This window comes from Sphingomonas adhaesiva (assembly GCF_036946305.1).
GTDB lineage: Bacteria > Pseudomonadota > Alphaproteobacteria > Sphingomonadales > Sphingomonadaceae > Sphingomonas > Sphingomonas adhaesiva_B.
Map to the genome: position 1 here is coordinate 412,143 of NZ_JAQIJJ010000002.1, position 24,291 is coordinate 436,433.

The window sequence follows — 24,291 nt, forward strand, 5'->3', positions numbered from 1 at the left end:
GTTCGTCCGGGGGCGGGGCGGGGCGGTCGCATCACCCGCCGCGCTGCGGCTCGACCCAGCCGATCGTCCCGTCGCCGCGGCGATAGACCATATTATAGGCGCCGGTGCCCGCGTTCTTGAACAGCAGCGCCTGCGTGTTGCGCAGGTCGAGCATCATCACCGCATCGGACACGCTGGCATCGGGCACGTCGACCCGCGTCTCCGCGATGACCAGCGGCGAGTCGCCCGCCTCCTCCTCGTCGATCGCCTCGGCGAACAGGGTGTAGCCGGCATTGTCGTAGCCGATATTGTCGCGTTCCGCCTCCGCCGCGGCAAAGGCCGGCGCATGATCCCTCAGCCGCCGCACGTAGCGGCGCAGCTGCTTCTCGATCTTCTCCGCCGCACCGTCGAACGACAGATGCGCGTCATGCGCATCATGCCGGCCCTTCAGCACCAGCCCGCGCGTGACATGCGCGACGATGTCGCACTTGAACCCGTTGTCGTGCGGCCCCTTGCCGAAGGTCACCTCGGCCGAGATGGCGCGCGCGAAATATTTGTCGGCGATACCCTGGAGACGCTCGTCGACATGGGTCTTCAGCGCGTCGCCGATCGCCACCTGATGGCCTGAAACCCGAATCTCCATCTCTTTCTCCAGTCTGTCGCACCGGCCTCGGTTCCCCCGCCGGCGCCTGCGCGCGTCAACCGGACGCGCCCGGCCCCCACAATGGCTCCTTCACCCCTTTCACAAACGCCGCATGCGCCGCCAGTTCCGCCGGGGAAGCGGAAAAGACGCGCAGCGGACGGACCTTGACCGCGACCGGCGCGGCCGTTTCCACCACCATCGCGACCGGCGCGTCGCTGACCAGCCCCAGCCCGATCTGTCGTCCGCCGGTCAGCTCGACATAGACCTGCGCCAGCAGCTGCGCGTCGAGCAGCGCGCCGTGGAGCACCCGGTGCGACCGGTCGATGCCATAGCGGTTGCACAAGGCGTCCAGCGTATGCTTCGCGCCCGGATGGCGCGACCGCGCGATCTGCAGCGTGTCGACCATCCGCGACAGGCACACCGCCGCCTGTCCGCACCGCGCCAACTCGCCGTTGAGAAAGGAGAAGTCGAACCCGGCGTTGTGCGCGATCAGCGGCGCATCGCCGATGAAGTCGACCAGCTCGGCCACGCCCGCCGCGAACACCGGATGCTTGGCGAGGAAGGTGGCGGACAGGCCGTGGACGCGCTCCGCCTCCGCCGGCATGTCGCGCTCGGGATGGTAATAAGCGTGGAAGGTGCGCCCCGTCTCGACCCGGTTGATCAGCTCGACGCAGCCGATCTCCACCAGTCGGTCGCCGCCGGCGAAGCTGAGGCCCGTGGTTTCGGTATCGAAGACGATCTCGCGCATGGACGTAGCGTTATCCGACCTTGCCGGACGTTAGGCAAGGGCCGCGATCGTCCGCCGCACCGCCGCGCGCGTCTCGTCGAGCGAACAATCGGTCGGGATGACGTGATCGGCGCGCGCGCGCTTCTCCGCATCCGGCGTCTGGCGCGCGAGGATCGCGTCGAACTTGGCGGGCGTCATGCCGGGGCGCCGGAGCGTGCGGTCGCGCTGCACCGCCGGCGCGGCGGAGACCACGACCACGGCGTCGACATGCCGGTCGCCCCCGGTCTCGAACAGCAGCGGCACGTCGAACACGACGATGGGGGCGTCGGCATGTTCCGCCAGGAACGCGGCGCGCTCCGCCCCCACCGCGGGATGGACGATCGCCTCCAGCGCCTTCATCGCGGCATCGTCGCCCAGCACCGCCTCGGCCAGCGCGGTGCGGTTCACCCCGCCGTCCCCGGTCGTGCCGGGGAAGCGCGCCTCGATCGCGGCGACCACCTTGCCGCCCGGCCCCTGCAGGCGATGCACCGCGGCATCGGCATCGAACACCGGCACGCCTTCCTCGGCGAACATCGCCGCGACGGTCGACTTGCCCATCCCGATCGACCCGGTCAGCCCGACGCGGATCATGCCGTCAGCCTCAGCCGCAGCTCGTCGTCCTGCTCGCGCGGCGGTGCTGCGCCGAAGAACAGTTCGAACGCCAGCGCCGCCTGCCCGATCAGCATCTCCAGCCCGTCGACCGTATCGAGCCCCCGTGCCGCCGCGGCGGCGAGCAGCGGCGTCACCAGCGGCGCATAGACGATGTCATAGACCACGGCCTCCTCGGGCAGCGGCGACAGATCGAGGTCGAGCGGCGGCTGCCCGGTCATCCCCAGCGCACTGGTATTGACCAGCAGCGCCGCGGCGGGGAGGCGGGCGGTCAACGGCAGCGCATCGCCCTTCAATCCGAATTGCGCGAGCAGGGCGGCACCCTTCAGCGGCGTCCGGTTCAGGATCGTGACGCGACCCGCCCCCACCTTCGACAAGGCGAACAGGATCGCGCGCGCCGCGCCGCCGGAACCCACCACGACCACCGGCTGTCCCGCCAGATCGAGGTCCGCGATCGGCGACAGGAAGCCGGCGGCATCGGTGTTGGTGCCCACGAAGGCATCGCCATCGCCGCGGAACACGGTGTTGATCGCGCCGATCGACCCCCGGATGCCGCCGGGATCGGGTACGTGATCCAGCGCCGCCACCTTGTGCGGGACCGTGATGTTGCACCCGCGCCATGCGGCGTCGCGCTGCCGCTCCGCCAGGAACGCGCCCAAATCGTCCGGCGCGACGTGCGTGGCGCGATATTCGGCGTCGATCCCCAGCTTCTCCAGCCAGAAACCGTGGATCAGCGGCGATTTGGAGTGCGAAATGGGATCGCCGATCACCTCGGCATAGGGTTTCGTCACGCCGGCAGCACCTTTCGCGTCCGCAGATAGTCGAGCACCGGCAGCAGCGGCATTCCCAGCACGGTGAACTGGCTGCCCTCGACACGCGAGAACAGCTGCACGCCCGGCCCCTCGATGCGATAGCAGCCGACGCAACCCGCGATCGCGGGCCATTCGACGTCCAGATACGCGTCGATGAACGCGGGCGACAGCGGGCGGACGAACATCTTCGCCTTGTCGACGATGCGCCACACCGGCTGGCCATTCTCCGCGATCACCGCTGCACTGACCAGATCGTGGCGCTTGCCCGACATGCGGGTCAGGTGGTCGAACGCCTCCTCGCGGCTGGTCGGTTTGTCCAGGATCGTGCCGTCGTCCAGCACCGCCAGGCTGTCCGATCCCAGCACCAGATGCCCGGGATGCCGCGCCGACACCTTCATCGCCTTCAGCTGCGCCAGTGCGTCGGCCACGTCGCGCGGGGGTTGCCCCGCCATCGCCTCCTTCACCGCCGCCTCGTCGGCATGCGCCGTCTCGGCGGTGAACGGCACCCCGGCAGCGGACAGCATCGCGGTGCGCGACGCGCTTTGCGAGGCGAGGATCAGCATCAGTCGACCGCCCGCGCCGCGAACCCGCGGCGTTCGTTGAACAGGGCGATGATCGCCGCCGCCGTCTCCTCGATCGAGCGCCGCGTGACGTCGATCACCGGCCAGCCATTGTCGGCGAACATCCGCCGCGCGAACGCAATCTCGCGCGCGACCGCATCCTGGTTCACGTAATCGGTCTCCGGCGCCTGATTGAGCGACAGCAGGCGGTTGCGCCGCACCTGGATCAGCCGGTCCGCGCTGGTCGTCAGCCCCACCACCAGCGGGTTGCGCAACGCGAACAGCGATGGCGGCGGCGGGCTTTCGACCACAATCGGGATGTTGGCGGTCTTGAACCCGCGATTGGCGAGATAGATCGAGGTCGGTGTCTTGGACGAGCGGCTGACGCCCGCCAGCACGATGTCGGCCTCCTCCCATTCCTCCCATGCGATGCCGTCGTCATGCGCGATCGTGAACTGAATCGCATCGACGCGCTCGAAATAGGCGGCGTCCAGCACGTGCTGGCGCCCCGGGCGCGCCTTCGCCTGCTGCCCCAGCAGCATCGATAGCGCGTCGTTGACGGGATCGAGCGGCGCGACCGTCGGCAATCCCAGCGCGCGGCAGCGCGTTTCCAGCGCCGCGCGCGTCGCGGGATTCACCAGGGTGAAGATCACCAGACCGGGGTTCTGCGCGATTTCCTGCAGGATGCGGTCGAGGTGCATCTCGGTGCGCACCATCGGCCAGAAATGGCGCACCGTTTCCACGTCGTCATATTGCGCCAGCGCCGCCTTGGCGATGTTCTCCAGCGTCTCGCCGGTGGAATCGGACAGCAAATGGAGGTGCAGACGGACCATCGGCGGGTCAGCGGGACCGATCTGTGGACAACATGGGGACAGGCGCTAGCGCAACTCGCACGCCCGGCCAAGCCGCGGATCGCGGCGTGGATGGATCGCATTCCATCCACAATCCCGTCCCCAGCCGTGCGGTTCCTCCACAGCCTGTGGATAACGGGGACGGATGAATCGAATCCCGGCGTGCCCGCGGAGTCCGTGCGGTCAAGCTGTTGGCATTTCCGGGACGACCGCATAAGCCCCGCAACCAACGCGCCATCATCAACAACATCCCTCTTAAGAATCTATTTACTGATAGAAGGACGGACGCCCGATCGTGGAAAAGCCCTTGCTCAGCGTCCTGAAGGGGGAGCGACGCGACCGCCCGCCGGTGTGGCTCATGCGACAGGCGGGACGCTATCTGCCGGAGTATCGCGCACTGCGGGCGGAGAAGGGCGGCTTCCTCGCGCTCGCGACCGATCCGGTCGCCGCGGCGGAGGTGACGGTGCAGCCGATCCGCCGTTTCGGGTTCGACGGTGCGATCCTCTTCTCCGACATCCTGATGGTGCCCTGGGCATTGGGGCAGCACCTGTCGTTCGGCGCGGGCGAGGGGCCGCGGCTGGCGCCGGCGCTGGTGGATCATGCCCTCGCTGCGCTCGACGCGGTGCCGGCGCGGCTCGATCCCGTCTATGCGACGGTCGCGCGCGTGGCGGGGATGCTCGATCCCGCCACCACCTTTCTGGGGTTCGCGGGATCGCCGTGGACGGTCGCCACCTATATGGTGGCGGGGCAGGGCAGCCGCGATCAGGAGGCGACGCGCCGCTTCGCCTATGCCGATTCGATTGCGTTCGGCGCGATCGTCGATGCGATCGTGGCGATGACGATCGACTATCTCGCGGCGCAGATCGCGCATGGGGTGGAGGCGGTGCAGCTGTTCGACAGCTGGGCCGGCAGCCTGTCGCCCGACCAGTTCGACCGCTGGGTCATCGCGCCCAACCGCGCGATCGTCGACGGGGTGCGCGCGCGCTGCCCCGGCGTGCCGGTGATCGGCTTCCCCAAGGGCGCGGGCGGCAAGCTGCCCGCCTATGCCGCGGGGACCGCGGTCGATGCGATCGGGCTGGACGAGACGGTCGACCCCGCCTGGGCCGATGCGGTGCTGCCCGCGGATTTGCCGGTGCAGGGCAATCTCGATCCACTGGCGCTGCTGACCGGGGGCGCGGCGCTCGACCGCGGGATCGACCGCGTGCTCGCCGCGTTCCCGGAGCGGCCGCATGTCTTCAACCTGGGGCATGGCATCGGGCAGCACACACCGGTCGCACATGTCGAACAGCTGCTGGCACGAGTGAGGGGCGCATGATCGCTGGTTTCCTGGGCGCGACCTACGACTGGGTGAAGGCCGCGCACCTGATCTTCGTCATCTTCTGGATGGCGGGTATGTTCATGCTGCCGCGCTATCTGGTCTATCATCAGGAAGGGCTGGGCGACGCGGCCGAGGAAGCGCGCTGGACCGATCGCGAGACGAAGCTGCGCCGGATCATCCTGACGCCCGCGATGGTGATCGTGTGGGTGCTGGGCGTCGCGCTGGCGCTCAACGCCGGCTTCGCGGACGGGGTGCCGGGGCTGGGCTGGCTCCATGCCAAGATCGCGCTGGTGATCCTGTTGTCGGGCTATCACGGCTGGGCGGTGGGCTATGCGAAGAAGCTGGCGCGCGGGCGTCCCACCCTGTCGGGCAAGACGCTGCGCATGCTCAACGAGGTTCCCGCGCTGGCGGTGACGCTGATCGTCATTCTGGTGATCGTGAAGCCGTTCTGACGCGCGTCGCGGCTTGACTAAGCCGCGGCCGACTCCTACCTCGCGCCCACGACGTGGCCGTCCTGGTCGCGCCGCCTTCCTATAGCTTCGTTCGTAGCGCCTCTCCGTTCGCCGGCCGAGCATCTCCCCACACCCGATCATCTCGGACATATATCCATGCATCTGAAAGACCTGAAGAAGAAGGCGCCCGCCGAGCTGGTGCAGCTGGCAGAGGAGCTGGGCGTCGAGGGCGCGTCGACGCTGCGCAAGCAGGACCTGATGTTCGCGATCCTGAAGGTGCAGGCGGAGAATGGCGAGCAGATCATGGGCGAGGGCACGATCGAGGTGCTGCCCGACGGTTTCGGCTTCCTGCGCTCGCCGCAGGCCAATTACCTTGCCGGTCCCGACGACATCTATGTCAGCCCCAATCAGGTGCGCAAGCACGGGCTGCGCACCGGCGACACGGTCGAGGGCGAGATCCGCGGGCCGAAGGACGGCGAGCGCTATTTCGCGCTGACCAAGCTCACCAGCGTCAATTTCGAGGATCCCGAGCGGGTCCGCCATCGCGTCAACTTCGACAATCTGACCCCGCTCTATCCCGACGAGCGGCTGAAGATGGAGATCGAGGATCCGACGCTGAAGGACAAGTCGGGCCGCGTGCTCGACGTCGTCGCCCCGATCGGCAAGGGCCAGCGCTGCCTCATCGTCGCCCCGCCGCGCGTCGGCAAGACGATCATGATGCAGAATATCGCGCGTGCGATCAGCGCCAACCATCCCGAGGTGTTCCTGATCGTCCTGCTGATCGACGAGCGTCCCGAGGAAGTCACCGACATGCAGCGCACGGTGAACGGCGAGGTGGTGTCCTCCACCTTCGACGAGCCGGCGACGCGCCACGTCGCGGTGGCCGAGATGGTGATCGAGAAGGCCAAGCGGCTGGTCGAGCACAAGAAGGACGTCGTGATCCTGCTCGACAACATCACCCGTCTGGGTCGCGCCTACAACACCGTGGTGCCGTCGTCGGGCAAGGTGCTGACGGGCGGCGTCGACGCCAATGCGCTGCAACGGCCAAAGCGCTTCTTCGGCGCGGCGCGCAATATCGAGGAGGGCGGCAGCCTCACCATCATCTCGACCTCGCTGATCGATACCGGCAGCCGCATGGACGAGGTGATCTTCGAGGAGTTCAAGGGCACCGGCAACGCCGAGATCGTGCTGGACCGCAAGGTGGCGGACAAGCGCATCTTCCCGGCAATCGACGTGGGCAAGTCGGGCACCCGCAAGGAAGAGCTGCTGGTGCAGAAGGACCAGCTGTCGAAGATGTGGGTGCTGCGCCGGATCCTGATGCAGATGGGGACGGTCGACGCGGTCGAGTTCCTGCTCGGCAAGATGAAGGATTCGAAGACCAACGCCGACTTCTTCGACAGCATGAACCAATAGCCGGGTGCGGCCTGCGCCGTGCCGGCGCAGGACTCGCACCGGCTCGACCGGCGGGTGCGCGCAGACGCACCCGACCGACGACGCGGTTTCGCCGCGGCGCCTCCACGTCGTTACACCCATGGCATTCCCCGCCCGGAACGTTATGCCCGCGCGCATCATTGATGCCGATCGAACACGGGGAGTGACCAGTTGAGCCTGATCGCCATGCTTGCCGCCGCGGCATCGACCGCGGCTGCGCCCATTCAGGGGCCGGGATCGCTGGGCGATATCTGGCAGCATATCGTCGCCGACTTCTCCAACCTGTCCGATCCGGCGGCGCTGGCGGCGTTCGGTTCGGTGCTGATGATCGATCTGGTGCTGGCGGGCGACAATGCGATCGTCGTCGGCGCGCTCGCCGCCGGCCTGCCCGCCGACCAGCGCAAGAAGGTGATCCTGATCGGTATCGGCGCGGCGCTGGTGCTGCGCATCTTCTTCGCGCTGATCGTCACCTGGCTGATGGGGATCGTCGGGCTGGTCTTCGCCGGCGGATTGCTGCTGCTGTGGGTCAGCTGGAAGTTCTGGCGCGAGATCCGCCATGGCGGGCACAGCCCCGATGCCTCGGAGATGGACGGCGAGAGCGCCGCGCTGACCCCGGCGAGGAGCTTCGCCGGCGCGGCCTGGGCGGTCGCGGTGGCGGACGTGTCGATGAGCCTCGACAACGTGCTGGCGGTTGCCGGCGCGGCGCGCGAGCATCCCGGCATCCTGGTCATCGGCCTGCTGCTGTCGGTCGCGCTGATGGGACTGGCGGCGAACTTCATCGCGCGGATCATCGATCGCTATCGCTGGATCGCCTATGTCGGGCTGGCGGTGATCGTCTTCGTCGCGTTCAAGATGATCTACGAAGGCTGGGTCGGCGCGGAGAACACGCCGGGGATCATCACGCTGTTCGCCTGACCCGTCGAGCTGAACCGGCGGGGTTCAGTGCGCGTTCAACGCGGCCGTGGCATCGTGCGATGCTGACTTCTTCGGAGTGCGCATGAACCGTTTCCTTCTTCCGCTGGCCGCGGCCGGCATCGTCGCCGTGCCGGCCGCGGCGCAGGTCAATGCCGATCTCGCCGCGGTGCAGCGCCATCTGGCGAGCGTCGAGACGATGACCGCGGCGTTCAGCCAGACCGACCGCAACGGTCAGGTGCTGACCGGCACGCTGACGCTCAAGAAGCCGGGCAAGATCCGCTTCCAATATCAGAAGGGCGTGCCGCTGCTGATCGTCGGCGATGGCAAGGCGCTGACCTTCATCGACTATTCGGTGCGACAGGTGCAGCGTTGGCCGATCGGCAACTCGCCACTTGGCGTCCTGCTCGATCCGAACCGCGACCTGTCCAAATTCGCCAAGGTGGTGCCGTCGCCCAATCCGGCGGTGCTGTCGGTCGAGGCCTATGACGCCAAGCATCCGGAATATGGCCGGATCACTTTGGTGTTCCAGCGCAGCGCGTCGGCGCCGGCGGGGTTGCTGCTCAATGGCTGGGTCGCGCTCGACAGCCAGGGCAACCGCACCACGATCCGGCTCACCGGGCAGAAGTTCAACGCGCCGGTGAGCGACGGAACGTTCCGCTGGAACGACCCGCGGAGGCAGGAGCGCGCCGGCTGAACGCACGATGGCGTGTTCGTTCATCGAAGCGACAGGGAGGGTGACCTAGAAGCCGGATCGCGGTCGGGGATCGCACCGGGATTTTCCCCCTGTTGCCCGGGCATTCCCCGTCCCGCCTGCGTGACGAACGCCGGTCGGCCCTCGCTCCATGCCCCCGGAGCGGGGGCCATTCCGCGCACGGCGCAGGGTGGCTACGCCCACCCAGACGCTCCAGCGCGGCCGGCGGGCCATCGGCCCGTCCGACGACGCGGCTTCGCCGCGGCGCTCCCCTTGTCCCCCCCGGATACGCGGTCTAACGACCTTCCCCGTGAAGATCGTCTCCTGGAACATCAACTCGGTCCGCTTCCGCCTCGACATCGTCGAGCGCTTCCTGCGCGAGGTGCAGCCCGACGTGCTGTGCCTGCAGGAGACGAAGGTGATCGACACCGACTTCCCGGTCGCGGCGTTCCGGGCGCTGGGCTACGACCACGTCCTGCTCCACGGGCAACGGATGCATCATGGCGTCGCGACGATCGCGCGCATCCCGGTGGTAGAGGACGACCGGCTCGACTGGCAGGCCAATCGCGAGGCGCGGCATCTGGGCGTGCGGCTGCCCAACGGCGTGCGGGTAGAGAATGTCTATGTCCCCGCCGGCGGCGACGTCCCCGATCGCGACGTCAATCCCAAGTTCGGGCAGAAGCTGGACTTCGTCGAGCGCATGACGCGCTGGTCGGAGGCGCTGGACGTGCCGACGATCCTGACCGGCGATTTCAACATCGCGCCGCTGCCTAGCGACGTGTGGAGCCACAAGGCGCTGCTGAAGGTCGTCAGCCATACCCCGATCGAGGTCGAGGCGCTCGACCGGCTGAAGGCGTCGAACGACTGGGTCGACCTGGGGCGGCATTTCCATCCGGCACCGGCGCGGCTGCACACCTGGTGGAGCTATCGCTCGCCCGACTGGACGAAGAACGACCGCGGGCGGCGGCTGGATCATATGTGGGCGACCGGGCAGGTGGCGGCCACCGCGCGTGCGCATACCGTGTTCGAGGCGTGCCGCAGCTGGCTGACACCGTCGGACCATGTGCCGATCATGACCGAGTTCGACTGGTGACCGATGCCCGCAACGCCGCGCGTGCGATCGACGCGATGCGACGCGGCTGGCCGATCGCGATCGGCGCGGTCACGCTGCTGGCGGTGGAGACGGCGGATGCGGACCGGCTGGCGACCTTCGCCGGGGCGGGCGACTATGCGATCCTGATCTCCAGCGGACGCGCCGAGACGCTGAAGCTGACCAACCAGCGCGCGGCGGCGGACCCGGACCAGCCCGTCCTGATCGAGCGCGCGCCATGGTTCGACATGGCGATGGCGACCGCGCTCGCCGATCCGCAGCTCGACCTGACGACCCCGATGAAGGGGCCGTTCCGCACGATCGCGCCCGAGCCGGGCGATATCCTCGCGGCGGCGCTGCGGCTGGCGCGGGTGGCGGGGTTGCTGCCTGCCTTCTTCGTCGGCGGCGTGGCGACAGCGGAGGTGGTCGTGTCGATCGCGGACATCGACGCGCACGAGGATGCCGCGCGGTTGCGGCTGGCGGTGCGCGCGCGGTTGCCGGTCGCGCAGGCCGAGGATGCGGAGATCGTCGCCTTCCGCTCGCCGGAGAGCGCGGACGAGCATGTCGCGCTGCTGATCGGAACGCCGAACGGGCAGGCGCCGCTGGTGCGGCTGCACAGCGAATGCCTGACCGGCGACGTGCTGGGCAGCCTGAAGTGCGATTGCGGGCCGCAGCTCGACGCCGCCATCGCCGCGATCCGGGCGGCGGGATGGGGCATCCTGCTGTACCTGCGGCAGGAGGGACGCGGGATCGGGCTGGTCAACAAGCTGCGCGCCTATGCGCTTCAGGATCAGGGATTCGACACGGTCGACGCCAACACCCGGCTGGGCTTTGCGATCGATGCGCGCGATTTCGGCGTGGCGGCGCAGATGCTGCGGCTGCTGGGGCAGGATCGCGTGCGGTTGCTGACCAACAATCCCGCCAAGGTGGCCGGTCTGGAAGCCGCCGGGGTGACGGTCGCGGAGCGCGTGCCGCATTTCCTGCCGCCCAACCCGCACAACGAACGCTATCTGGCGACCAAGCGCGACCGGACCGGCCACCAGCTTTAAAGCAACGCGGCGACCTCGGCGAAATCGCGCGCGATCGCATCGACGCCGATCGCGCGCAGGCGGTCGGCGTGATCGGGCGCGCAATGCGATCCGGCGACCAGCCCGATGACATAGGCGCCGCTCGCCACCGCGCCGGTGGCGCCGACGGGCGAATCCTCGATGATCGCGCATTGCTCGATCGCCACGCCCAATCGGGCGGCGGCGTGGAGGTAGAGGTCGGGCGCGGGCTTGCCGCGGGTGACATGCTCGCTGCCCGAATAGAGGTGCGGTTCGAACGCGTCGGCGATGCCCAGATGCGTCAGGTGCGTGCGGATCCAGCGCACGCGGCTGGACGAGACGATCGCGCGCGGCAGGTCGCGCGGCAGCGCGCGGACGAAGGCGACCGCGCCGGCCACCTCCGCGATCCCCTCGACGAGGCAGCGTTCGTTCTCCACCTGCCGGGCGGCATGGAAGTCGTCGGGCAGGGGACGCCCGATCCAGCGCTCCACCGCGCCCAGGAAATCGAGGCCGGCCAGCCCCATGAAGTTGGCCATCGACTGGTCGGCGGTGGTCGGGTGGCCGATCGCGGTCAGATACTCGGCGATGTGCCGGTTGCCGCTATATTCGCTCTCGATCAGGACGCCGTCGAAGTCGAACAGCAGCGCGGCGAAGCGGCTCATGCGCGCGCGCCGAACAGCGCCGAGCCGACGCGGACATGCGTCGCGCCCAGCATCACCGCGGTCTCGAAATCGTCCGACATCCCCATGCTGAGCCCGGTAACGCCATGATCACGCGCAATCTTCGCCAGCAGCGCGAAATAGGGCGCGGCCTCGACAGGGGCCGGGGGGATGCACATCAGCCCCGCGACCGGCAGGTCCGCGGCGCGTGCCGTCGCGAGCAGCGCGGGCAGGTCGGCGATCGCGCACCCGCCCTTCTGCGGCTCCTCGCCGATGTTCACCTGCACGAAGCAATCGGGGCGGCGCCCGCTCGCGTCCATCGCGCGCGCGAGCGCGGTGACGAGCGAGGGGCGGTCGACCGCATGGATCGCATCCGCCAGCGCCACCGCCTCGGCCGCCTTGTTCGATTGCAGCTGGCCGATCAGGTGCAGGCGGGTGTCGGGGAACGCCTCGCGCAGCGCGGGCCATTTCGCCTGCGCCTCCTGCACGCGATTCTCGCCGAAATCGCGGTGGCCGGCGACGAGCAGCGGGCGGATCGCCTCCGCCGGATGCGTCTTCGACACCGCGATCAGCGTGATGTCGGCGGCCTCGCGCCGCGCGATCCGGGCGGTATGCGCGATACGCGCGCGGATCGCGGAGAGATGATCGGGGAGCTGGTCGTCGGAGGTCATCGCGCGCGCTATAGGAGCCGCGATGCAGCGCCGCCACCCCGTCCCGACCCGCTGGCTGATGACCGACGAGCGGATGGGGGAGGGGCTATGGCGCGCGCTGGCGCGGCTGCCGCGCGGCGGCGGCGTCGTCTTTCGCCATTATGCGACCGCCAGGGACGAGCGACGGCGGATGTTCGCGAAGGTGCGGCGCATCGCACGCACACGCGGGCTGGTGCTGGTGCGCGCGGGCGCGACGCCGATGCGCGGCGAGCAGGGGGTCCACGCCCGGCGCGGGCGGGGGCTGGTGACGTGGCCGGCGCATGACCGTGCGGAGGCGGTGCGCGGGGTGCGGGCGGGGGCAAAGGTGCTGTTCGTGTCGCCGGTGTTCGCGACGCGCTCGCATCCGGGTGCGCGAGCGCGCGGGGCGGTGCGCGCGGCGGCGATCGCGCGGGGGCTGGAGGTGACGGCGATCGCGCTCGGCGGGATGGACGAGCGGCGCTTTCGGCGGGTGCGCGGGCTGGGGTTTGCGGGGTTTGCGGCGATCGATGCGTGGGTGGAGTGACTCACGCGACGACGTCGTGTTCACGTGGAGGCGCGAAGAGGAAGCTCCTGCCGCGTCAGCGGCTATGATCCTCTGCCGTGGTGAGAAGGCCCGCTGCCGCGGGCATTCCCTCTCTGCGCCTCCGCGCCTCAGCGTGAATCATCATCATGGCGACTGATCGCGGCATTGCCGCACAAACAACACCTTGGCGTCTTCGCGTCTTCGCGAGAACGAAATCTCTAGAAGCGGAAGGCGGTGCCCACGTACACGGCCTGGCTGTCACGACGGTCGTCGTCGATGCGGGTCAGGCGATCACGCTCGCTCTTGAGACGCATGCCCGCGGTCAGATCCAGGTTGCGCGTGATCGAATAGCTGCCGCCGACGTCGAGCGAATAGCTCTGCGGCTCCGCCAGCGTATGGACGGTGCCCGGCAGCGCGCGATCGGAACTGGCGCTGAGGCGACCCGTCCACTTGTTGCCGGAATAGCTGAGCGCGACGTCCGCCGCCTCGCGACCGCCCGGCATCACGCCCAGGTCGACCTTGGCGACGTCGCCCGACACCGCGAACCGCTTCCAGCCCACCGCGACGCCCAGATTGTACGCGATCGGCGCCACACCGACGCTGGGCGCGGTGGAGGCGAAGCGCGTCGCATCGCGACCCGCGGTGGACGAGGCGCGGGCGCGCACCGCGACCGTCACCGAACGGTTGCTGTTGCGCGCCTCCGACGGGGTGAAGCGGAAGTCGGTCGAATCGAGTCCGCCGCGGGCGAACAGCGCGGCCAGCTTCGGATCGGCGGCCGAGGGGGTGAACGATCCGGCGGAACGGGGCAGAACCGGCGTCCGGCGAACCGCGCGCGCATTGGTATCGGCGGTTCCCACCGCGGGGACGGCAGCAGCCGCCGCGGCGAGCGACGCCACGACAACCCCGACAGCGATGTGGCGACGTGCGGCCACGACTCGTTCCCATCCCCTTTTGATCGGCACCCTACCCACCGATCGATACAGTGGACCTATCAGGAATCGGTTCCGAGTCCATAAGCCCGGGCGCGCTTTTCGGCGGGCTGTTGCAGTATGTCCACAGCAGGGGGTCCACAACGGGGCGTGCTTGCGGGGGGGGAGGCGCGCGGGTAGAGCGATGGCCTGCCTGATCTCCTTAAGGACGATGCCGATGTTCCGCCCCTCGCGTTTCGCGGTCGCGCTGTGCGCCGCTCTGGCCCTTTCCGCCTGCGGCAAGGGCGGCGGGCGACCGCAGGGTGACCTGGCCGCGTCGAAGGTGACGACGATCGGCGTCAACAGCTATCTGTGGCGCGCGACGCTGGACACGCTGAGCTTCATGCCGCTGCTCCAGACCGATTCCAACGGTGGCGTGGTGGTGACCGACTGGTACGTCAATCCGCAGCTGCCGAGCGAGCGGATGAAGGTGACGGTGTCGATCCTGGATCAGGACCTGCGCGCCGACGCGGTGCGCGTCGCGGCGCTGCGCGAGGTGAATCGCGGTGGCCAGTGGGTGTCCGCCCCGGTCGAGGCGGCGACGACGCAGAAGCTGGAGGATATCATCCTGACCCGTGCGCGCGACCTGCGCCGCGGCGCGATCACCGGCTGAGGCGGGGCGACGACCGACGATGGCCTCTCGCTTCAACGCGCTCAAGGCGGACGCGCACTGGCAGAAGATCTGGGACGAAGCGCGCACCTTCGCCGCCGACGACCATAGCGCCAGACCCAAGACCTATGTGCTGGAGATGTTCCCCTATCCTTCGGGGAAGATCCACATGGGACATGTGCGCAACTATACGATGGGCGACGTGCTGGCGCGGCATCGCCGGATGACCGGGCATGAGGTGCTCCACCCGATGGGGTGGGACGCGTTCGGCATGCCGGCCGAGAATGCGGCGATGGAGAAGGGCGTCCATCCCGGCGCCTGGACCCGCCAGAATATCGCGACGATGAAGGCGCAGCTGAAGCGGCTGGGCTTTGCGCTCGACTGGACGCGCGAGCTGGCGACGTGCGACGCCAGCTATTACGGGCACGAACAGGCGCTGTTCCTCGACTTCTACCGGTCGGGGCTGGTCTATCGCAAGGAGTCGGCGGTCAACTGGGATCCGGTCGACATGACCGTGCTTGCCAACGAGCAGGTGATCGACGGCCGCGGCTGGCGTTCCGGCGCTTTGGTCGAGAAGCGCAAGCTGTCGCAATGGTTCCTGAAGATCACGCAATTCGCCGACGAGCTGCTGGATGGTCTGGGTACGCTGGACCAATGGCCCGACAAGGTGCGGCTGATGCAGGAGAACTGGATCGGCAAGAGCCAGGGGCTGCAATTCCGCTTTGCGCTGTCGGATGGCGGGTCGGTCGAGGTGTTCACCACCCGCCCGGACACGATGTTCGGCGCCAGCTTCGTCGCGGTGGCGGCGGATCATCCGATCGCGCAGGCGATCGCGGCGGCGAACCCCGCGGCGGCCGCGTTCGTCGAACAATGCAAGCAGGGCGGGACGACCGCGGCCGAGCTGGAGACGCAGGAGAAGCTGGGGTTCGATACCGGCCTCACCGCGGCGCATCCGTTCGGCCAGGAAACCGGGGCGGGTGACCTGCCGGTGTTCATCGCCAATTTCGTGCTGATGGATTATGGCACCGGCGCGGTGTTCGGCGTGCCGGCGCACGACCAGCGCGATTTCGACTTCGCCACCAAATATGCGTTGCCGATCCGGCGCGTGGTGTCGGAGGGCGACAAGACCGCCCCCGATTTCGGTGAGAGCGAGGCGTGGACCGGCGCGGGGACGCTGGTGAACTCGCACTTCCTCGACGGGATGGACGTGGTCGACGCCAAGCGCGAGGTGATCCGCCGCGCCGAGGATGCCACCCAACCCGGTGGGAGCTGGGGGCATGGCACCACCGTGTGGCGGCTGCGCGACTGGGGGGTGAGCCGCCAGCGATATTGGGGCACGCCGATCCCGATCATCCATTGCGCGACGTGCGGCGAGGTGCCGGTGCCGCGCGAGCAGCTGCCCGTGGAACTGCCCGAGGATGTCACCTTCGATATCCCCGGCAATCCGCTCGACCGGCATCCGACGTGGAAGCATGTCGCCTGCCCCTCGTGCGGCGCGGCTGCGGTGCGCGATACCGACACGCTCGACACGTTCGCGGATTCGTCCTGGTATTTCATCCGCTTCGCCAGCCAACCGGAGGATCGCGCGTTCGACCGCGCGGTCGCCGAGAGCTGGCTGCCGGTCGGACAGTATATCGGCGGGGTGGAGCATGCGATCCTCCACCTGCTGTACGCCCGCTTCTGGACGCGTGCGTTGCGGCACGTCGGGCTGATCGATCTGGCCGAGCCATTCACCGGGCTGTTCACGCAGGGGATGGTGACGCACGAGACGTACAAGGCGGCGGACGGGCGCTGGCTGTCGCCCGAGGACGTGCGCGACGGCAAGGAAATCGCAAGCGGCAGCCCGGTGACGGTGGGCCGCGTCGAGAAGATGTCCAAGTCCAAGAAGAACACCGTCGATCCCGAGCCGATCGTGGATCAGTATGGGGCGGACGCGGTGCGCTGGTTCATGCTGTCCGACTCGCCGCCCGAGCGCGATCTGGAGTGGAGCGAGAACGGGATCGAGGGCGCGTGGCGTTTCGTCCAGCGGCTGTGGCGGCTGGTCGATGCGGAACTCTCGTCCGAGGCCGCGCCGGTGACGGGCGACGACATTGCGCTGCGCAAGCTGGTCCATCGCACCACCGCCGCGGTCCATGCCGCGGTGGAGGGATTGCAGTTCAACAAGGCGGTGGCGGCGCTCTATGCGCTGACCAGCGCGATCGAGAAGGCGCCGGCCTCGGCGGAGCGCCGCACGGCGGTGCGGACGCTCGTCCTGCTTTCCGCGCCGATGGTGCCGCATCTGGCGGAGGAAGCTTGGGCGCTGGCAGGGGAGGGTGGCCTGATCGCCAATGCGGCATGGCCGACGGTCGACGACGCGATGCTGATTGATGATGAGGTGACCGTGGCGATCCAAGTCAACGGCAAGCTGCGCGATACGCTGACGCTCGCCAAGGGATTGCCCAGGGAAGAGGTCGAGGCTGCGGCGCTGGCGTCGGAGAAGATCGTCCGCGCGCTCGACGGCAAGCCGCCGCGCAAGGTGATCGTGGTGCCCGATCGACTGGTGAACCTGGTCGCGTGAGGAAGCTGCTCCCCCTGCTGCTGCCGCTCGCGCTCGGTGCGTGCGGGCTGACGCCGCTCTACAGCGGCAGCACCGCCGGGCCGGTCGCGGCGACGCTGGCCGGGGTCGAGGTGGCGCCGATTCAGGGCAAGTCGGGCTGGCTGGTGGCCAATGCGCTGCGCGACCGGCTCGCGGCGGTGGGAAGCGGGCCGACCCGCTACCGGCTGACCGTGACGCTGGACGACCAGATCGTCGGGCTGGGCGTGCGCGCCGACGATGCGGTCTCGCGGGAGCGGCGGACGCTGCGCGCGCGCTATCAGCTGGTCGATGCGGTGCAGGGCACGGTGCTGGTCGACGCGACCGCGGGGTCGGACGCGGGGATCGACGTCGTCGGCTCCGAATATGCCACGATCGCGGCGGAGAGCAGCGCGCTGGAGCGGCTGTCCGATACCGTCGCGGATCAGATCGTCGCGCGCCTCGCGCTCTATGCGCGACGGACGCAGCAGCCGGCGCGATGAAGGCGACCGAGGCGCGGCTGACGGCCGCGCTCGACCGGCCGCCGGCCGATATCCGGCTGTACCTGCTCCACGGCCCGGATGAATCCACCGCCATGGCCTATGCCGCGCGGCTGGCGCGCGCGATGGGACAGGGGGCGGAGCGCATCGATCTGGATGGCGCGACGCTGCGCGGCGACCCCGCACGGCTGGCGGACGAGGCCGCCGCCATCTCGCTGTTCGGCGATGCGCGCCATATCCGCGTGACCGCGGCGGGCGAAGAGTCGCTGGATGCGGTCGAGGCGCTGCTTGCGGCGCCGAGCGCGGGCAATCCGGCGGTGATGATCGCCCCCACGGTCAAGGCGACGGGCAAGCTGGTCAAGGCGGCGCTGGAGTCGGATCGCGTGCTGGCCTTCGCCTGTTACCCCCCCAATGCGCGCGATGCCGGCGGTCTGGCGGCGGAGATGGCGCGCGCGGAGGGGCTGCGCCTCTCGCCCGCGGCGATGCAGCGAATCGTCCGCGCGGCGGATGGCGACCGCGCGGTGATGCAGCGCGAGATCGAGAAGCTGGCGCTCTACCTCGATGCCGCGCCGGACCGCCCGGCGGAGGCCGACGAGGCGGCGCTGGAGGCGATCGGCGCGGATATCGCCGAGGGTGAACTTGGCGAGGTGGTGCTGGCGGCGACCGGGGGCGAGGTTGCGGTCCTGCTGGAGTCGCTGCGGCGGATGGGGGCGGATGCCTCGCCGATCCCGATCCTGCGCGCGCTGGTGCGGCGGCTGACGATGCTGGCCGACCTGCGCATCGCGATCGACGGCGGGGAGCCGGCCGAACAGGCGATGAAGCGCCGCGGCGTCTTTTGGAAGGAACAGGCCGCGACCGCGGCGGCGGTTCGCCGGTGGAGCGTCGCCGATCTCGCCGCGGCGCAGGCGGCGGCGCGGCGTACCGAGCGCGAGGTGATCGCAGCGGGCGGGGCGGGGCGGGTGCTCGCCGACGCCTTCCTGCTGCGGCTGGCGCGTCGACGCGGACGATAGCGTCGGGCTAGATCCGCTCCCCGCTCAACCGCTGGCACACCATGTCGAGCTGTTCGAGCGTGCTGTAGTCCAGCGTGATCGACCCGCGACCGTCCGCCGAGAAGACGATGTGGACGTTGAGCCCGAGCAGATCGGCAAGCTGCCGCTCCAGCGCCTCGATATCGGCGCTGCCGGTCGCGCCTGCCTGCATCCCGCCGGACGCACTGCGACGCCGCTTGTCGTCCTCGCCGGTCGCGCCGCGCTTCACCTCCGCGGCCAGCTTCTCGGTCTGGCGGACCGACAGACCCTGTGCCACGACCTGATCCGCCAGTGCCATCGGGTCCGCCGCGCCCAGGATCGCGCGGGCATGTCCCATCGTCAGCGCACCCTCGACCACCCGCGCCTGGATTTCCGATGGAAGGTCAAGCAATCTCAACAGGTTGGCGACATGGCTGCGCGACTTGTGGACGGCTTTCGCCAGCACCTCCTGCGTGTGACCGAACTCGTCGAGCAGCCGCTGATAGGCCTGCGCCTCCTCGATCGCGTTGAGGTCCTGTCGCTGGATGTTTTCCAGCAGGGCGATCTGGAGTGTCTCGCTGTCGGTGTAGTCCCGGACGACGACTGGCACTTCGTGGAGTCGCGCGCGTTGTGCGGCACGCCAGCGACGCTCGCCGGCGACGATCTGATAATCGTGGCCGTGCGGGCGAACGATGATTGGCTGGATGATGCCCCGCTCCGCGATCGATGCCGCGAGTTCTTCCAGCGCGGCTTCGTCGAAATGCCGTCGTGGCTGTCCCGGATGCGGCGCGATCGCGCTGACCGGGATCATACGGACCGCGCCACGCGCGGGGCCATCACCGCTTGCGTCCCGCTCATCCTGTGCCACGTCGCCGAGCAGCGCGTTAAGGCCGCGCCCCAGTCCGCTGCGACCCCGCCGGAATGCTGCGTCGCTCATGCTGCTACCTCCTGACGGGGCAGGCGCTGGATGACCTCGCGCGCCAGCGCCATATATGCTTCCGATCCGCTGCATCGATGATCGTAGATCAGCGCGGGCAACCCATGGCTGGGTGCTTCGGACAGACGGACGTTGCGCGGAATGACCGTGTCGAACACGACCTTGCCAAGCACCGCGCGAACATCGGTCGACACCTGTTCGGTGAGGCGATTGCGGCGATCGTACATCGTCAGTGCCACACCCAGGATCGACAGCGACGGGTTGAACCGCGAGCGAATTCGCTCGACCGTGTTGAGCAACTGGCTGAGACCTTCCAGTGCGAAGAACTCGCACTGAAGCGGCACGAGCAACGCGTCAGCGGCGACCATGGCGTTGATCGTCAGCAATCCCAGCGAGGGAGGGCAGTCGATCAGGACGATGTCCCACCGTGCGCCTGCACCTTCGATGGCGCGATGGAGGCGATGCGTCCGTTGATCGAGTTCGACCAGCTCGATCTCAGCGCCCGACAGGTCGACCGTGGCGGGAACAACATCAAGGTGCGGAATGCCGGTCGCGACCGCCGCCTCGACGATACCGCCGCGTTCGATCAGGACGTCGTAGCTGGAACGCTGGCGTTGCCCTTGGGCGATACCCAGACCAGTCGACGCATTCCCCTGCGGATCGAGATCGATCAGCAAGACCGAATGGCCGGAGGCGGCGAGGGCGGTGGCGATGTTAATCGCGCTGGTGGTCTTGCCGACGCCGCCCTTTTGATTGGCTACCGCGATGCAGAACATCGGCGTGTCACTCCGTCAGCGATAATGATGATGGAATTGGCGTCGGTGACGCTCTGTTCCACGTGAAACACTCCCTGCCACGTGTTGCGCACCGCTGCAAGTTCCTCGCCGCCGCGCTGGCCTTTGGGGAGGATGAAGCGCGTGCGCTCGTCAGTGAGGTGATGGCACATACCGAATAACGACGACAGTTCGGCAACCGCTCGCGCGGAGATGATGCCCATCGAAGCTTCGCGCAGCGCTTCGACCTTGCTTTGGATAACATAGGTGGAAGCGGTCAAGCCGAGCGCCTCCGCTGTGTCCCGCAGAAACGCCGCCCGTCGCGCGCGGGGTTCTACAAGCCACGTCTCCTGCCTCCGGAGGATCGCAGCGACCAGACCCGGCAACCCCGGTCCACTACCGACGTCGCACCATCGCGCCGCTGCGTCATCAGCCAGCGGCACGAGTTGCGCGGAGTCAAGGATGTGACGTGCCCAGATAGCCGGCAGGGTGGAAGCGGACACAAGATTCTGTCGTGCGTTTTCTGCGATCAGCAGATCAACGTACACCTGCAAGAGATCGACCTTAGCCGTGCCAAACCGATCGGCGATCCATCCCTTGGCGTCCTCTTCCGTCATGCCAACTTCCTGCTGTGCAACCACAAAGCCGCCAATGCGGCGGGGGTAATCCCCCGGACACGGGAGGCTTCATCGAGCGTGCGGGGATTGGCTCGCGTCAGGCGCTCGATCATTTCGTTCGACAAGCCGGGTACCGACGCAATTTGATCCGGCGTAGGAAGACAGATGCCTCCGTCCCGCCGTAGTCGCATTACCTCCTCCTGCTGGCGTTGAAGATAGGGCGCGTAACGCTTGTCTTCGTCAATCTCGCGGGCAATATCGGGGTCGCACTCCGCCGGATCTATACGACCGTCTCGGAGTGCAGCGCGCTGGTCAAAGCGCCGTTCCACGTGGAACAGCCGCTGTTCAGAGAGGCAGTTCGCGTCTTTCGCAATGGCCATCAGGCGGGTTTCGGCATTGTCGGCGCGGAGGGACAGGCGAAACTCTGCCCGTGCGGTCAGCATCCGGTATGGCTCGCTAACACCTTGCAGCACAAGGTCGTCAATCATCACGCCGATATATCCGGATGCGCGATCGACCGTCACAGGTGCAATGTCGAGCGAATGCGCAGCCGCGTTGAGACCGGCGATCAAACCTTGCGCTGCGGCCTCTTCATATCCCGTGGTGCCGTTGATCTGCCCTGCGCAAAACAGCCCCGCCAATTGTGGTAAGGCCAGGCGATGATCGAGTGCCCGGGGGTCGAGATAGTCGTATTCAACCGCATAACCGGGAACCATGATCCGCGCCTTTTCCAAGCCCGGAATGGACGCGACCATCGCCTGTTGGGTCGCCGTCGACAGCGATGTCGAGATGCCATTGGGGTAGATGATGTGGTCATCCAACCCCTCCGGTTCCAGGAAGATCTGGTGACCATCCCGATCGCCAAAGCGATATACTTTGTCCTCGATCGAGGGGCAGTAGCGGGGACCTTCGCCCTCAATCGCACCGCCGAACAGAGGAGAGGATGCCAGTCCGGCGCGAATATGATCGTGTGTCGCCGTTGTCGTTCGTGTGATGGCGCATGCGAGTTGAGGAAGCCGCTCAAGAGGCTTCATGCTCGACATGAACCAGCATTCCGTATCGCTGGGTTGCGCCACCAGCCGACCCCAGTCGATCGTCCGACCATCCAGCCGCGGCGGCGTTCCCGTCTTGAGCCGGTGGAGGGGGAGGGCAAGCGCGCGAAGTTGATGGCTCAATTCGATGGCCGCGCCTTCGTCGACGCGTCCACCGGTCAGGCGTTCTTCTCCGCGAAAGATCCGGCCGCCCAGAAACGTCCCCGTTGCCAGGACGACGGCACCGCCTGGGATAGAGTGGCCGTCACGCAAGCGAACACCACCGACACGGTTACCGTGCAGGATCAACGCGGCTACCTTGCCTTCGAGGATGTCGAGCATCTCGAACTGTTCGAGTTGCCGAACGATAGACGCGCGGTAGCGGCGGCGGTCTGCCTGGATCCGTGGACCCTGAACAGCAAGCCCCTTCGACCTGTTCAGCATCCGAAAGTGAATCGCGGCCTCATCCGCCGCCCGCGCAATGAGGCCATCGAAGGCATCCACCTCCCGGACAAGATGTCCCTTGCCCAACCCGCCGATCGACGGGTTGCACGACATCACGCCGATCTTTGCACGATCCTGAGAAATCAGTGCAACACGCGCGCCGCGGCGGGCAGCGGCAGCCGCGGCTTCGGTGCCGGCGTGGCCGCCACCAACAACGATGACATCAAATTGTTTCACGTGGAACGCCTACTTTCCCAGGCAGAAGCGGCCGAACAGCGCATCCAGCATGGCCTCTGTCGCGTCCACTCCCGATAGCGCAGCAAGGTGCCGTGAGGCCACCCGGATGTGCTCCGCTTGCAGGAGAAGATCGGGGCTGGCCGTGACATCTCGAAGCTCTTCCGCCACGGCTGCGATGTGCCGGCGTTGCCGCTTACGGAACGCCATGTCCCCCGCGATGCCCATGATCTGCCGCGCGTGTTCGGCGATGCACACCCATAATGCCGCGATCGTTTCTGGGCGGTGGATCGACACTGCTATGTCAGCGCACGATGCGATCGCTGCGGGATCATCACATTTCGCTGCGATGCGAACCGACGATCGAGGGGCCGCAGATGGTTCACCCAACCACAAGACGACGTCCGCACGTTCAAGCACGTCACGTGCGCGGGAGATGCCGATCTGCTCGACGACATCGTCGGTGTGTTCGGTCAAGCCCGCGGTATCCACCAAACGATAGGGCACGCCGGCGCGCGTTACGGACGCCTCGATCAGGTCGCGGGTGGTTCCGGCGACGGGGGTGACGATCGCTGCTTCCCGATCGAGCAAGGCATTGAACAGCGACGACTTGCCCGCATTGCGCGGGCCGGCCAGGACCACCAGCATTCCATCACGCAGCCGCTCGACGCTTGGTGCGGAAAGGACCGCCTCGAGTTCCGTGGCCAGCGCATGGCTCTCCACAGCGGGATCATAGCCGGATTGCGCCGCGACGTCGTCTTCATCACCGAAGTCCAGCTCCGCCTCGATCCGCGCGGCGATCATCGCGGTGCGGTCCATCCATGTGGCGACGGCGCGGCTGACCTGACCCTCCGCCGCCGACAAGGCGATGCGTCGCTGCTCTTCCGTCTCGGCTTCCAGCAAGTCGGCAAGCCCTTCGGCCTGGATCACATCAAGCCGGCCATTCTCCAACGCACGCCGCGTGAACTCGCCAGGCAAGGCCATCCGCAGACCGGGAAACGTCGCGAGCGTCGCCTCCACCGCCGCAACGATCGCCCGTCCGCCATGCAGGTGCAACTCGACCAGATCCTCCCCCGTCGCGGTCGCCGGACCCGGAAAGAAGATCGTCAGCGCGCGATCGAGGACCGCACCCGCACCGTCCCGCAGCGTCCGCAACGACGCCATCCGTGGGGAAGGGACGGCGCCCGCCATCCGCGCCAGCGCCGCTGCCGCCTGCGGCCCGCTGATGCGCATCACCGCGATCGCCGCCGGCGGACGGCCGCTCGACAGCGCGAAGATCGTGTCCGTCACCCGTTCGACTTGCCGCCGCCTGTCGTCGCGAACAGCTGCCGCCACATGTCCATTCCCGCGTCCGTAGCCGGCGCCCAGCTCTTCAGCATCGCACCCAGGATCTCAGGCCCGATCGTGCCCTTGTCCATCGCCTCCTGCATTTTGGCGAGATAATGGTCGTGGAGCGGGGTCAGGTCGGGCAGCCCCATCATCCGCCGGACTTCCTCCGGCGTGCAGTCGGCTTCGATCGTGACCTTCATGCGCGTCGCACTCCCTTGAGCGCACCGCGGGCGCGCGTTAGCATCACCCTGTCTAT

General features: G+C 68.0%; 27 protein-coding genes. 12 read left to right on the forward strand and 15 right to left on the reverse strand.

Annotated elements, in window-relative coordinates; all coding sequences use genetic code 11:
• Positions 1–31: 31 nt before the first annotated feature.
• The 6 genes from hpf to PGN14_RS02240 are packed head-to-tail and all read right to left on the reverse strand — an operon-like array spanning position 32 to position 4,202.
• Positions 32–622, reverse strand: coding sequence for a ribosome hibernation-promoting factor, HPF/YfiA family (hpf, locus tag PGN14_RS02215; RefSeq protein WP_335297771.1), 591 nt, complete (start codon positions 620–622; stop codon positions 32–34).
• 55 nt (positions 623–677) lie between these two features.
• Positions 678–1,370 (reverse strand): DNA polymerase III subunit epsilon, encoded by a 693-nt coding sequence (dnaQ, locus tag PGN14_RS02220; RefSeq protein ID WP_335297772.1) that lies wholly within the window; start codon positions 1,368–1,370, stop codon positions 678–680.
• Between the two features lie 30 nt (positions 1,371–1,400).
• A complete protein-coding gene (gene coaE, locus PGN14_RS02225) occupies positions 1,401–1,979 on the reverse strand; it encodes a dephospho-CoA kinase (protein WP_335297773.1) in 579 nt (192 codons plus the stop codon).
• The gene (locus PGN14_RS02230) at positions 1,976–2,788 is read right to left on the reverse strand and encodes a shikimate dehydrogenase family protein (protein WP_335297774.1); all 813 of its coding nucleotides are present in this window, start codon (positions 2,786–2,788) and stop codon (positions 1,976–1,978) included. The genes coaE and PGN14_RS02230 overlap by 4 nt, the downstream gene beginning before the upstream one ends.
• Positions 2,785–3,372 (reverse strand): Maf family protein, encoded by a 588-nt coding sequence (locus PGN14_RS02235; protein ID WP_335297775.1) that lies wholly within the window; start codon positions 3,370–3,372, stop codon positions 2,785–2,787. Before PGN14_RS02235 ends, PGN14_RS02230 begins: the two co-directional genes overlap by 4 nt.
• Entirely contained in the window at positions 3,372–4,202 is an 831-nt protein-coding gene (locus tag PGN14_RS02240) for a pyruvate, water dikinase regulatory protein (protein ID WP_335297776.1), read from the reverse strand. Before PGN14_RS02240 ends, PGN14_RS02235 begins: the two co-directional genes overlap by 1 nt.
• Before the next feature lie 313 nt (positions 4,203–4,515).
• On the opposite strand from PGN14_RS02240, the gene hemE reads away from it, so the two are divergent.
• The 7 genes from hemE (at position 4,516) to ribA (ending at position 11,166) form a co-directional block, all read left to right on the forward strand.
• A complete protein-coding gene (gene hemE, locus PGN14_RS02245) occupies positions 4,516–5,535 on the forward strand; it encodes a uroporphyrinogen decarboxylase (protein ID WP_335297777.1) in 1,020 nt (339 codons plus the stop codon).
• A complete protein-coding gene (locus tag PGN14_RS02250) occupies positions 5,532–5,990 on the forward strand; it encodes a CopD family protein (RefSeq protein WP_335297778.1) in 459 nt (152 codons plus the stop codon). The genes hemE and PGN14_RS02250 overlap by 4 nt, the downstream gene beginning before the upstream one ends.
• Before the next feature lie 156 nt (positions 5,991–6,146).
• Positions 6,147–7,403: a transcription termination factor Rho gene (gene rho, locus PGN14_RS02255; RefSeq protein WP_335297779.1), complete on the forward strand. Its 1,257-nt coding sequence runs from the start codon at positions 6,147–6,149 to the stop codon at positions 7,401–7,403.
• A 204-nt stretch (positions 7,404–7,607) separates the two neighbouring features.
• The gene (locus PGN14_RS02260; RefSeq protein ID WP_335298034.1) at positions 7,608–8,336 is read left to right on the forward strand and encodes a TerC family protein; all 729 of its coding nucleotides are present in this window, start codon (positions 7,608–7,610) and stop codon (positions 8,334–8,336) included.
• An 82-nt stretch (positions 8,337–8,418) separates the two neighbouring features.
• On the forward strand, positions 8,419–9,030 hold the full coding sequence (locus tag PGN14_RS02265) for a LolA family protein (protein WP_335297780.1): 612 nt from the start codon (positions 8,419–8,421) through the stop codon (positions 9,028–9,030).
• Positions 9,031–9,337: 307 nt separating this feature from the next.
• On the forward strand, positions 9,338–10,120 hold the full coding sequence (locus PGN14_RS02270) for an exodeoxyribonuclease III (RefSeq protein ID WP_335297781.1): 783 nt from the start codon (positions 9,338–9,340) through the stop codon (positions 10,118–10,120).
• 35 nt (positions 10,121–10,155) lie between these two features.
• Positions 10,156–11,166: a GTP cyclohydrolase II gene (gene ribA / locus PGN14_RS02275; protein WP_335298035.1), complete on the forward strand. Its 1,011-nt coding sequence runs from the start codon at positions 10,156–10,158 to the stop codon at positions 11,164–11,166.
• Here the strand turns inward: ribA and PGN14_RS02280 are convergent.
• Both PGN14_RS02280 and PGN14_RS02285 read right to left on the reverse strand, forming a co-directional pair.
• Positions 11,163–11,825, reverse strand: a complete 663-nt coding sequence (locus PGN14_RS02280) for an HAD family hydrolase (protein ID WP_335297782.1) — start codon at positions 11,823–11,825, stop codon at positions 11,163–11,165. The two genes, ribA and PGN14_RS02280, sit on opposite strands and share 4 nt — an antisense overlap.
• Complete coding sequence (locus tag PGN14_RS02285; RefSeq protein ID WP_335297783.1) at positions 11,822–12,493, reverse strand: YggS family pyridoxal phosphate-dependent enzyme; 672 nt, start codon at positions 12,491–12,493, stop codon at positions 11,822–11,824. Before PGN14_RS02285 ends, PGN14_RS02280 begins: the two co-directional genes overlap by 4 nt.
• 22 nt (positions 12,494–12,515) lie before the next feature.
• On the opposite strand from PGN14_RS02285, the gene PGN14_RS02290 reads away from it, so the two are divergent.
• Positions 12,516–13,034, forward strand: a complete 519-nt coding sequence (locus PGN14_RS02290) for a thiamine phosphate synthase (protein WP_335297784.1) — start codon at positions 12,516–12,518, stop codon at positions 13,032–13,034.
• Positions 13,035–13,252: 218 nt separating this feature from the next.
• Here the strand turns inward: PGN14_RS02290 and PGN14_RS02295 are convergent, their stop codons facing one another.
• Positions 13,253–13,930, reverse strand: coding sequence for a hypothetical protein (locus PGN14_RS02295; protein WP_335297785.1), 678 nt, complete (start codon positions 13,928–13,930; stop codon positions 13,253–13,255).
• A gap of 250 nt (positions 13,931–14,180) precedes the next feature.
• Between PGN14_RS02295 and PGN14_RS02300 the strand changes: the two genes are divergently transcribed.
• The 4 genes from PGN14_RS02300 to holA are packed head-to-tail and all read left to right on the forward strand — an operon-like array spanning position 14,181 to position 18,673.
• Positions 14,181–14,615 carry a DUF3576 domain-containing protein gene (locus PGN14_RS02300; protein WP_335297786.1) on the forward strand — a complete coding sequence of 145 codons (435 nt, stop codon included), beginning with the start codon at positions 14,181–14,183 and terminating at the stop codon, positions 14,613–14,615.
• A gap of 19 nt (positions 14,616–14,634) precedes the next feature.
• Positions 14,635–17,169 carry a leucine--tRNA ligase gene (gene leuS / locus PGN14_RS02305; RefSeq protein ID WP_335297787.1) on the forward strand — a complete coding sequence of 845 codons (2,535 nt, stop codon included), beginning with the start codon at positions 14,635–14,637 and terminating at the stop codon, positions 17,167–17,169.
• On the forward strand, positions 17,166–17,666 hold the full coding sequence (lptE, locus tag PGN14_RS02310; protein ID WP_335297788.1) for an LPS assembly lipoprotein LptE: 501 nt from the start codon (positions 17,166–17,168) through the stop codon (positions 17,664–17,666). Before leuS ends, lptE begins: the two co-directional genes overlap by 4 nt.
• On the forward strand, positions 17,663–18,673 hold the full coding sequence (gene holA / locus PGN14_RS02315) for a DNA polymerase III subunit delta (RefSeq protein WP_335297789.1): 1,011 nt from the start codon (positions 17,663–17,665) through the stop codon (positions 18,671–18,673). The genes lptE and holA overlap by 4 nt, the downstream gene beginning before the upstream one ends.
• 7 nt (positions 18,674–18,680) lie before the next feature.
• Here holA and PGN14_RS02320 read toward each other — a convergent pair whose 3' ends face one another.
• From PGN14_RS02320 to PGN14_RS02345, 6 genes are read right to left on the reverse strand one after another with little or no spacing between them, the layout of a single operon-like run.
• Positions 18,681–19,607, reverse strand: a complete 927-nt coding sequence (locus tag PGN14_RS02320; protein ID WP_335297790.1) for a ParB/RepB/Spo0J family partition protein — start codon at positions 19,605–19,607, stop codon at positions 18,681–18,683.
• Positions 19,604–20,383 (reverse strand): ParA family protein, encoded by a 780-nt coding sequence (locus PGN14_RS02325; RefSeq protein ID WP_335297791.1) that lies wholly within the window; start codon positions 20,381–20,383, stop codon positions 19,604–19,606. The genes PGN14_RS02320 and PGN14_RS02325 overlap by 4 nt, the downstream gene beginning before the upstream one ends.
• Positions 20,365–20,997: a 16S rRNA (guanine(527)-N(7))-methyltransferase RsmG gene (gene rsmG / locus PGN14_RS02330; protein WP_335297792.1), complete on the reverse strand. Its 633-nt coding sequence runs from the start codon at positions 20,995–20,997 to the stop codon at positions 20,365–20,367. The genes PGN14_RS02325 and rsmG overlap by 19 nt, the downstream gene beginning before the upstream one ends.
• Complete coding sequence (gene mnmG, locus PGN14_RS02335) at positions 20,994–22,709, reverse strand: tRNA uridine-5-carboxymethylaminomethyl(34) synthesis enzyme MnmG (RefSeq protein WP_335297793.1); 1,716 nt, start codon at positions 22,707–22,709, stop codon at positions 20,994–20,996. The genes rsmG and mnmG overlap by 4 nt, the downstream gene beginning before the upstream one ends.
• A gap of 9 nt (positions 22,710–22,718) precedes the next feature.
• Entirely contained in the window at positions 22,719–23,996 is a 1,278-nt protein-coding gene (gene mnmE / locus PGN14_RS02340) for a tRNA uridine-5-carboxymethylaminomethyl(34) synthesis GTPase MnmE (protein ID WP_335297794.1), read from the reverse strand.
• Complete coding sequence (locus PGN14_RS02345; RefSeq protein WP_335297795.1) at positions 23,993–24,235, reverse strand: DUF6489 family protein; 243 nt, start codon at positions 24,233–24,235, stop codon at positions 23,993–23,995. The genes mnmE and PGN14_RS02345 overlap by 4 nt, the downstream gene beginning before the upstream one ends.
• Between the last annotated feature and the right edge of the window lie 56 nt (positions 24,236–24,291).